Origin of the sequence: Roseburia zhanii (genome assembly GCF_014287635.1) — a bacterium.
Classification (GTDB): domain Bacteria; phylum Bacillota; class Clostridia; order Lachnospirales; family Lachnospiraceae; genus Roseburia_B; species Roseburia_B zhanii.
Map to the genome: position 1 here is coordinate 1 of NZ_JACOPH010000026.1, position 10,708 is coordinate 10,708.

A 10,708-nucleotide genomic window follows, 5' to 3' on the forward strand; every position below is an offset into this window, starting at 1 on the left:
TAAAAGGCAAGAAGGGTAGCTATGATGCGTACCTGATTCCAGAGAGTGTACAGGAATTTTCCTATACGAAAGATGGTAAAGAAATCAAGGGATTCCAGTATAAGTTTAAGATGGAATTTTCTCAAAAGGCAGGAAAGCGAGGGTAGAAATGTAGCTGTGATTGTGGTATAGTTGGGAAAATATCGGAATTTGTAAAGTTAAGGAGAAATACTTAATGTGGTTAGACAGAAATGAACTTGTATCACTTGATTTGAAGTTGACATCGGACTATGGTGATATCATACCAAAAATACAAATAGGTTATGATCTATTTAACCTTATTGAACATAATACCAGTATAGATACAGAAACTAAAATCAATTTAAAAGAGAAAGCAGTAATATGTCATCAGAAAATCAAAATGATGTTGTTTGCAGAAAAATGTGCTATTGAAAATTTAAATGAATTTGAAGTCTCACAGAACATGGAAATGCCTTGCCTTTTTGGAGATGATGAAACAACATTGCTTTATCATACTGAAAGTACAATCCTTTTTGCAAGAAATGCATTAGATGTAGTAGCTACTATTTTTCATTGTATGGCTTTTCATGAAAGAAATGATAGTTTCAATAAATTCACAAAGAAAATATTGAAGGATGAAAATGATAAATTTATTTATTTAAAATCATATCTTTGTGAAATAGATAAACTTGATACACATGCTTTTCGTTTACTCTGTGGTAGCGAGAGAGGAAGATCATTAAGAGATCAAATCGTACATCAAACTAATATTAAACTTGAGTATGATGAGTATAAAGAAGGTAGCAATAAAGAGAAGTTATTCATAGTGTTATATAAGGGTGAAATTGTGATTTGTTATAGAGAATTTATGAGGAACTTTGTTATGGAAGTTGTAGAAATGATTTCATCTATTTCACAAAAATTCATTCTCGACGAATTAGAAAATCAACTATAATGGGAAATGTAATAGACAATTCTCTATTTGTGGATGTCGAGAAATTTAATTTAGCGGTACGACATTATACCACATACAATTTAATAACAACACAGCGTCAGAGCGTATGGGAAAACCTGTACGCTCTAATTTTTTATCAAAAAATGGAGGAAAACACATGGAAGAAACAAATGTAACAATGACAGCAGAGGAAATGCAGGGTGAGCCTGCGGCAAAGGAAAATGAGACAAAGGCGGAGAAGTTTATCCGTATTGGTGAGTACCGCATGAATAAGGCGGTGGATGCTATTGGCAGACTGGAGAATCTTGCAAATCGAGGTTCCTACGAATATACACAGGAACAGGTAGATGCTATGTTTCAGGCATTAGAGGGGAGGGTTGCGGAAGTTAAGGCGAGATTTACGCCTAAGAAAGCGGCTGAGAGTAAGACTTTCAGCTTTGGTACAACAGAATAGGAATGTAACGGGAAGTAAGGGAAAGGCAGTCATGTAGTGTATGTGGCTGCCTTTTTGTCGTATCTATGACAGGAAGGAGAACTGTGTGAGAAAATATGATTTTATATCGGCTCTGGCAAAAGAGACAGCAGCCGAGGTTGTCAAAAATCGTGAGGAATGGATGAAATACCTGACTACAGCGGCAAGGCTGTATAAGTATCCGTTCCGGGAACAGCTTTTGATCTATGCACAAAGACCGGACGCAACAGCGTGTGCTTCCATAGAACTGTGGAATGAGCGGATGCACTGCTGGGTAAACAAAGGGGCAAAGGGTATTGCACTTCTGGACGAGGACGAAGCACATGGCAAGCGTCTGAAATATGTATTTGATGTTTCAGATGTCCATGCGGCAAGAAGAATCGGACGGTATCCGGAACTCTGGGAATTACATGGGGAACATAAGGAAGATGTAATTAAGTGTCTGGAGCAGACTTATGGTGCTACCGATGATAAGAAGCTGTTTGAAGAAAGACTTATGGAGATAGCTGAGAGGATTGCGGCAGATTATTATGAGGAATTGCTGCCGGATCTGCAGTACATGATCGAGGACAGTTTTTTAGAGGGACTGGACGAGCAGAATGTCGGTATCCGCTTGAGGGAGACATTATCGGACAGCATTTCCTTTACACTTTTATCTGCCTGCGGTGCAGATATGCAGGAGTATGGTTCGGAGTTTGCTTTTGATTTTATTCACGAATTTAATTCCATGGATACCCTTGCAGTACTTGGTGATGCAGCCAATGAGCTTGCAAAACCGGTACTTTTAGAGATTGGAAGAACCATAAGGGCATATAACAGGAGCCACGAACAGGAACAATCGCAAAATTTAACGCAGAAAGGACTTGCAAATATTTCTAAAATAGACTACAATGCGTTAAAGCGTGAAAGCGAGAGCGGACATGAGGAATATATTGACAACAATCAAAATAGCGTAGAAAGGGGCAATAGCAATGAATCTGACATACGAAAAGAACGGGGATTATCTGATCCCGATATTACAGGCGGACATTCAGCCGGAGGGAACGGTAACGAAGTACGGAATGATGAGGGAGACTTATCTGAAGGAGAACCACAGGGGCGTGTACTCAGCGTTTCTTCTGAAAGGGACATTGAAAGAACACCTGCTGACGATCCAGAAGCAGGCAGAGGAGAGAATGGAGAAGCTGATAAGCCAGATGGCGGCAACAGAGGGAGTGACCGAACAGCTCAAGGAAGCCGATCAGATGCTCTGGGTAGCAAAGATGAACAACATTCAGAGCAGAGCCGAGGAAGTGGTATTGAGCGAGCTGGTTTACAGCCTGTAACAGATACACCGCTCCGGGGAGACACACCGGAACCCACATTTACACAACTTAGCCTGTTTCCTTCTTTTGAGGAGCAGGTCGGAACAGTCGCAGCAGCGGAAGCAAGTATGAAATATACCATGCCCGCTGCTTTTTCTTTGCCGCAGAATGAGCTTGAAACCATTCTTCGCAGTGGAGGAGGAAAACAGCACAGCAGAAAGCGAATTTTTGCAAAGTATACCGAGGGCAGAAATGCCGAGCAGATGGTAGATTTTCTGAAAAATGAGTACGGACAGACCGGAAAAGGCTTTGAAATCAATGGAAATCCGGTGTCGGTGTGGTTTGATGAGCATGGTATGAGCGTCGGCTATGGAACACAGGCAAGGGAAACACCGATTGTCACGATGGATTGGGAAGATGTGGAGAGCCATATTCGCTCTATGATTGAGAATGGCACTTATATGAGTGCGAGTGAAGCATTTCTTGTGGACACACAGGAACGAAACCGTGTTGCTAATCAGATATTTTTCTTCCTTCGGGATGGCATGGATGAGACACCTGAAGAACTTGGATTAAAAGCCGGAAACTATCCGGAGAGTGAAGCAAAACTCATGGAACTTCTTTCTACCCATGAGGGCAGGGAACAGCTTAAAAATATTTTGGAAGATGCGGCAAACCGCCTTGTTTCTGGAGAAGCAGAATTAAAATGGCGGCATGTGAAATCACCGGAATATCTGTTATCGGAGATAGCAGACCTTGACAGGGAGAGACTGGAATTTCCATTGCCGGATGCGGTGGAGGTAGCACAGGAAGATTTTATCACGCAGGATGAAATTGACTATGCACTTGGCAGAGGAAGCGGCTATGAGCATGGAGCTTTCCGCATTTATGAGTATTTCATGGAAGGACATGACCAGAAAGAAGCAGTTGCTTTTCTGAAAAATGAATATGGCATTGGTGGTGGTTCCGGCGGACTGCCGGGCAATGATGATTCCCATAATGAACATGATGGAAAAGGTATCCGTCTGGAGAAAGGCAGTTATGGCAATCCGTATGCAAAAGTGCTTCTGAACTGGAATGTTGTGGAAAAAAGGCTTCGTGAGCTGATCAAAGAGGATAAATACTTATCTCCACAGGGGAAGGAAAACTATAAGGCTTATAAGGAAGAACAGGCAGAGAAAGCAAGACAGCGAGAACTTTCCCGTCTGGAGCATGGACAGCGACTTGAATGTAAGAAGGACATCGAAGCCTTGATTGCCGAGAAATTCAACGGTTTTGTACTTCCGAGGAATACCGCAGATGAGATCATAGATAAATATGGCATTGACTGTGTGGAATTTGTTCTTGCAAATACGGTTACGCATTTTGATTATGATGGTCGTTTTTCACAGAACAACAAGGACTGGGCAAAGGGCATCGTTGCGGAAAATGAGTGGCAGAACAATGATCTGATTTTAAGTACGCACCCGGCGGTGTTGGATGGCTTTACCAATCAGGCAAGAAGATATATCAATGTGCTTCGGGAAAAAGAGAAAGAAGCACAGGAAACAGTCACGATTGATGGATATGAATGTATTCCGGTTGATCAGTGGGGCAGTGAAAAAGAGAAATATCTGCTTGGAAATGACATTGAGGACAGCAGTTTTTATTATGCCCAGGTCAATGGGAAAACCTTTGAATACGACCATAAGCCGGAGCGCAGCGAGGTAGAGGACGATTATATCAATGCCATTGCAGAGGAAGATATTGACAGGCATGAAGCAGAAGTGTTTTCACGCTTTGAGGGGACGGATGGTATCGCAGAGCCGGATGAAACTGAGCCACAACAAGAATTTTCACAAGAGAAATCACAGAAATTATCATGGCATGTGGTACATGATGCAGATGATGAATATGGCAATCCGACACAGTGGAGTGCCACCTTATCAGAGGGAGTATTCCTTTGGATTGATAAGGAAGCGGAGGGATATGCTATTTATGATACGGCAGACACCACCCGTCCGGCATTGGAGACATTTTCGACTTTGCAGGAAGCAATGGACTGGGGGAATGAGCTTGCAGAAAGTGGCAGGGAAGCAGAGACGGAGTTCACTGATGAAAGGGAACAGACCGAAGATGAGCTGGACAACATAGACACGAAGGCTGCCCGTGAGCGTCTGGAGAATGGTGAAGCAGACCGACAGACAGAGGAAATGCTGTCACAGGTGCTTACCGGAGACTGGGAACCGGTTACTCTTCCTTCACAGGAAGAAAATAAACCAGTACCGGATAAGAGTAGTGCGGTAAATTTTCATATCAGCGATGATCGTTTGGGCGAAGGATCTCCAAAAGAAAAATTCCAGAGAAATGTTGCAGCAATCAGGCTGTTGGAGCAGATCGAGGGCGAGAACCGTTATGCAACACCCGAAGAACAGCAGATTTTATCCCAGTATGTTGGCTGGGGCGGTCTTGCCGATGCGTTTGACGAGAGCAAATCAAACTGGTCAGCAGAATATCACCAGTTAAAGGAGCTGTTATCGCCGGAGGAGTACCGCATGGCAAGGGAGAGTACCTTAAATGCCCATTATACAAGTCCGGTCATTATCCGCCAGATGTACGAAACATTGGAGAAAATGGGATTTTCCAAAGGAAATGTACTGGAGCCTTCCATGGGTATCGGCAACTTTTTCGGTATGATGCCGGATTCCATGAAAGAGAGCAGGCTTTACGGAGTGGAGCTTGACAGCATTACCGGACGCATTGCAAGGCAGCTTTATCCGCAGGCAGATGTGCAGATCAAAGGTTTTGAAAAGACTGAATATCCCAATGATTTCTTTGATGTGGCAATCGGAAATGTGCCTTTTGGTCAGTATAAGGTGGCAGATAAGCAGTATGATAAAAACAATTTCCTGATCCATGATTATTTCTTTGCAAAGACATTGGATAAAGTGCGTCCCTGTGGTGTGGTTGCTTTTATCACAAGCAAGGGAACCATGGATAAGGCAAGTCCGGAGGTCAGAAGATACCTTGCACAAAGAGCAGACCTGCTTGGTGCGGTGAGACTTCCGAACACCGCATTCAAGGCAAATGCAGGAACCGAGGTCACTTCGGATATTTTATTTTTCCAGAAGCGTGACCGCATGGTAGAGCGTGAGCCGGACTGGGTACATCTGGGAGAGGATGCAGATGGCATTGCAATGAACGCTTACTTTGCAGAACACCCGGAGCAGATTGTAGGAAAGATGGAAATGGTATCCGGTCCTTATGGCATGGAAAGCACCTGCGGGGCAGATGACAGCAGACCTTTTGCGGAGCAGTTAGCAAAAGCACTTGAAAATATTACAGGACAGATTGATACGATTGATCTGGATGAGGAGCTTGCGGATGACATGAGCAGGCAGAGTATTCCGGCTGATCCGTCCGTTAAGAATTTCAGTTATACCGTAGTCGATAATGAGGTATATTACCGTGAAAACTCTGTCATGAAGCCGGTGGAAGTATCAGACACCGCAAAAGAACGTATCAAGGGAATGGTGGCAATCCGTAACTGTACGCAGGAACTGATTAATATGCAGCTTGAGGAATACTTCGATGTAACAATTAAGGAAAAGCAGGCAGAACTTAATAGCCTGTATGATAATTTCTCTAAGAAATATGGTCTGATCAATTCACAGACGAATAAGAGAGCCTTTAATCAGGATAGCAGTTATTGCCTGTTGTGTTCTTTGGAAAAACTTGATGATGAGGGCAATTTCAAAGGCAAAGCGGATATGTTTACGAAGCGTACCATTAAAAGGGCAGAGGTTGTCACAAGCGTGGATACTGCAAGTGAAGCGCTGGCAATATCTTTAGCAGAGAAAGCTAAAATTGACCTTGATTTTATGGGAGAGCTTACCGGAAAAGATAAGGATACACTTACTGAGGAGCTTCGTGGTGTCATTTTCCAGAATCCGCTTACGGATGTGTGGGAGACAGCAGACCAGTATCTAAGCGGTAATGTGCGTGAGAAACTTGCCATAGCAACAACTTATGCGGAAAATCACCCGGAATATGCTCCAAATGTGCAGGCTCTTACTCAGGTACAGCCGAGGGAGCTGGACGCATCGGAGATTGAGGTACGTATTGGTGCCACATGGATTGAACCAAAGTATATCAATGATTTTATGCGTGACATCTTCCAGACACCGGAACATTTATTCCGCAGGGATACGATAGGTGTGCAGTTTTCGGGTGTAACCGGAGAGTGGAATGTAAAGGGCAAAAATGCGGACTATGGCAATACGCTTGTCAACATGACATACGGTACAAGCCGGGTAAATGCCTATAAGATACTGGAAGATTCCCTGAACCTCAAAGATACGAGAGTATATGACACCATTGAGGAGGATGGAAAGGAAAAGAGAGTCCTCAATAAAAAGGAAACCATGATTGCAAGCCAGAAGCAGGAAGCAATAAGGGAGGCATTTAAGGACTGGGTATTCCGTGATCCGGAACGCAGGCAGACACTTGTGGCAAAATATAATGAGCTTTTCAATTCCACCAGACCAAGAGAATATGACGGTTCGCATCTGAAATTTCCGGGCATGACACCGGATATTGAATTAAAGCCGCATCAGAAAAATGCGGTTGCCCATGTGCTGTATGGAGATAATACCCTGCTTGCGCATTGCGTCGGTGCCGGAAAGACCTTTGAAATGACAGCAGCGGCAATGGAAAGCAAGCGTCTGGGACTATGCCAGAAGTCATTATTTGTAGTGCCGAACCATTTGACCGAGCAGTGGGCAAGTGATTTCTTACGGTTATATCCAGGAGCAAATATCCTTGCAGCAACGAAAAAGGATTTTGAACCTGCCAACCGTAAAAAGTTCTGTTCCCGTATTGCCACAGGCGATTATGATGCCGTTATCATCGGACATAGCCAGTTTGAAAAAATCCCATTATCGCAGGAGAGACAGGCAGCTACAATCGAAAGACAGATTGATGAGATCGAGCTTGCCATTGAACAGGCGAAAAAAGATAATGGGGAGCGTTATACCATTAAGCAGATGGAAAAATCAAGAAAAGCATTGCAGGTGCGTCTTGATAAATTAAATGACCAGAGCCGGAAAGATAATGTCGTAACCTTTGAGCAGTTGGGGGTAGACAGGCTGTTTGTGGATGAGAGCCACAATTACAAGAACCTGTTCCTTTATACGAAAATGAGGAATGTGGCAGGTATCGCACAGACAGAAGCACAGAAGTCATCTGATATGTTTGCCAAGTGCCAGTATCTTGATGAAATCACGGGCGGCAAGGGTGTAACTTTTGCGACCGGAACGCCAATTTCCAACAGCATGACGGAGCTTTACACGAATATGCGTTATCTTCAGTATGGAACGCTCCAAAAGCTGGGACTGGGACATTTTGACGCATGGGCGGCTTCTTTTGGAGAAACACAGACCGCCATAGAGCTTGCACCGGAAGGAACCGGATACCGGGCAAAGACGAGGTTTGCAAAATTCTTTAATTTACCGGAACTGATCAGTCTTTTCAAGGAAAGTGCCGACATTCAGACACCGGATATGCTGAAACTTCCAGTGCCGGAAGCGGAGTATGAAAATGTGGTTCTAAAGCCGAGCGAGTTCCAGAAAGACATGGTAGCGTCCCTAGCGGAACGTGCCGAAGCAGTCCGGGACAGGCAGGTACAGCCTTACGAGGACAACATGCTAAAGATTACCAATGACGGAAGAAAGCTGGCGCTTGATCAGAGATTACTCAATGATATGCTGCCGGATGAGGAAAATTCCAAAGCGGCAACCTGTGTGGAGAAAGCCTATGAGATATGGGAGAACACCAAAGAGCAGAAGTCAGCACAGTTGATTTTCTGTGATCTTTCTACACCGAAAGGCGATGGCACTTTCAATGTGTATGAGGATATAAAAAATAAGCTCATGGAAAAAGGAGTGCCGGAGAATGAGATAGCATTTATCCATGATGCCAATACAGAACTTAGAAAAGCGGAGCTGTTTGCAAAGGTAAGAAGCGGACAGGTTCGTTTTTTATTAGGTTCCACCGCCAAAATGGGAGCCGGTACGAATGTGCAGGACAGACTGATTGCATTGCATCATCTGGATGTGCCTTGGAGACCTTCTGATATTGAACAGCAGGAGGGAAGAATCTTACGACAGGGCAACCAGAATGATAAGGTCAAGATATTTCGTTATGTTACGGAAGGTACGTTTGATAGTTACTCATGGCAGCTCATTGAGAATAAGCAGAAATTCATCGGACAGATCATGACCAGTAAATCCCCGGTGCGAAGCTGTGAGGATGTGGATGAAGCGGCACTTTCCTATGCAGAGGTCAAGGCACTTGCCACAGGCAATCCCTATATAAAAGAAAAAATGGATCTCGATATTCAGGTATCAAAGCTGAAACTGATGAAGGCAAACCATACCAGTCAGAAGTACAGGCTGGAGGATAACATCACACAGCATTATCCGCACCAGATCGCTGTTTTTAAGGAGCGTATCGAAGGCTTTACTGCCGATATGGAAAAATATGCGAAAAATAAGCCGGAGGATAAGGAGCAGTTCTTTATGCAGGTGGGCGGAAAGCCATACACCGATAAGAAGGAAGCTGGAACTGCGATCATAGCCATGTGTAAGGAAATCAAAGGCATCAATGCCAGTGCGGATGTAGGGGAATATCTTGGATTTAAGTTGAATGTAACCTTTGATTCTTTTAACAATAAGTTTGTGATGAATGTCAAAGGTGCCATGAGCCACCCGATGGAAGTAGGCTCTGATCCGCTTGGAAATATCACAAGAATCAACAATGTACTGGAAGCCATGCCTTCACAGCTTGAGGAAGCACAGATGAAGCTATCCAATGTGAAACATCAGCTTGAAACAGCAAAAGCAGAGGTAGACAAGCCATTTCCACAGGAAGCAGAACTTGCCGAGAAACTGGAGCGTCTGGCAGAGCTTAATTCTTTACTCAACATGGATGAAAAGGGCGATGATGCGATTGGTATGGATGATGAAGCCGCAGAACCGGAAAAACCACAGGAAACTGTGAAAACAGTGGATAACAAAAGGGACGAGGTCGCAGATATGCCAGCAAAGCAGAGTAATCTTGGGAAAACGGCTGTGGGTGGTAAGCTGTCAGACCGACCGGCAGAACGGACTTCATTGCAAGAAAAACTCGCAGCAATGAAGGCAAGGGTGTCTGGGACACCTGCAGGAAGGGATGCAGCGGATAAGACAAAGAAAAAAGAAGAAATTTTATAGGAAAATCTATTTTATTCCTAAGTTTATTCCCAACCTGTCAGCATTATTTGGGTTGGGAATATTAAAAAGTGTTATAGCAGTTTATGTAAGGGCAGTCCGTAGTGGCTGCCTTTTATCGTACAAGATGGAGGTCGTTTATGGCAGACAACAATACAGAAAAACAGCGTGTGCAGGAGCTTACGAACAAACTGGAGCAGGGATTGCAGGACTTATTCAACAGCGATAGTTACCGCAATTATCTTAGTACAATGTCAAAATTTCATAATTACAGTTTTAACAACACGCTCTTAATTGCGATGCAAAAGCCTGACGCTACGTTAGTGGCCGGATACAAGGTTTGGCAGAAAAATTTTGAGCGTCATGTAAATAAAGGGGAAAAGGCAATCCGTATCCTTGCACCTGCACCCTATAAAATCAAAGAGGAGAGGGACAAGATTGATCCGGTCACACAAGAACTTTTACTTGATAAAGACGGAAATCCGCAGAAAGAGGAAGTCGAGATAACAATTCCGGCATTCCGGGCAGTATCCGTTTTTGACCTATCTCAGACGGACGGAAAGCCGATACCGGAACTTACAGCAAAGGAGCTTCTTTCAGATGTGGAAGGCTATCAGGATATGATTCGTGCGGTAGAAGCTATTTCGCCAGTACCGATTGAACTGGAGGAGATAGCCGGAGATTCCAAAGGCTACTATGACAGGGAAGCAAAGCGGATTGCGGTACAGGA

Annotated in this window: 4 protein-coding genes; all 4 read left to right on the forward strand. The window is 44.0% G+C overall.

Annotated elements, in window-relative coordinates; genetic code table 11:
- Nucleotides 1-214 precede the first annotated feature (214 nt).
- Nucleotides 215-955 (forward strand): hypothetical protein, encoded by a 741-nt coding sequence (locus tag H8S17_RS15395; RefSeq protein WP_186867836.1) that lies wholly within the window; start codon nucleotides 215-217, stop codon nucleotides 953-955.
- 157 nt (nucleotides 956-1,112) lie between these two features.
- Nucleotides 1,113-1,409: a hypothetical protein gene (locus tag H8S17_RS15400; RefSeq protein ID WP_147619554.1), complete on the forward strand. Its 297-nt coding sequence runs from the start codon at nucleotides 1,113-1,115 to the stop codon at nucleotides 1,407-1,409.
- 85 nt (nucleotides 1,410-1,494) lie between these two features.
- Nucleotides 1,495-9,981, forward strand: a complete 8,487-nt coding sequence (locus H8S17_RS15405) for a DUF3849 domain-containing protein (RefSeq protein ID WP_330595817.1) — start codon at nucleotides 1,495-1,497, stop codon at nucleotides 9,979-9,981.
- Nucleotides 9,982-10,118: 137 nt separating this feature from the next.
- Nucleotides 10,119-10,708: ArdC family protein (locus tag H8S17_RS15410; protein WP_243238106.1), on the forward strand; the 590-nt coding region annotated here is incomplete at its 3' end.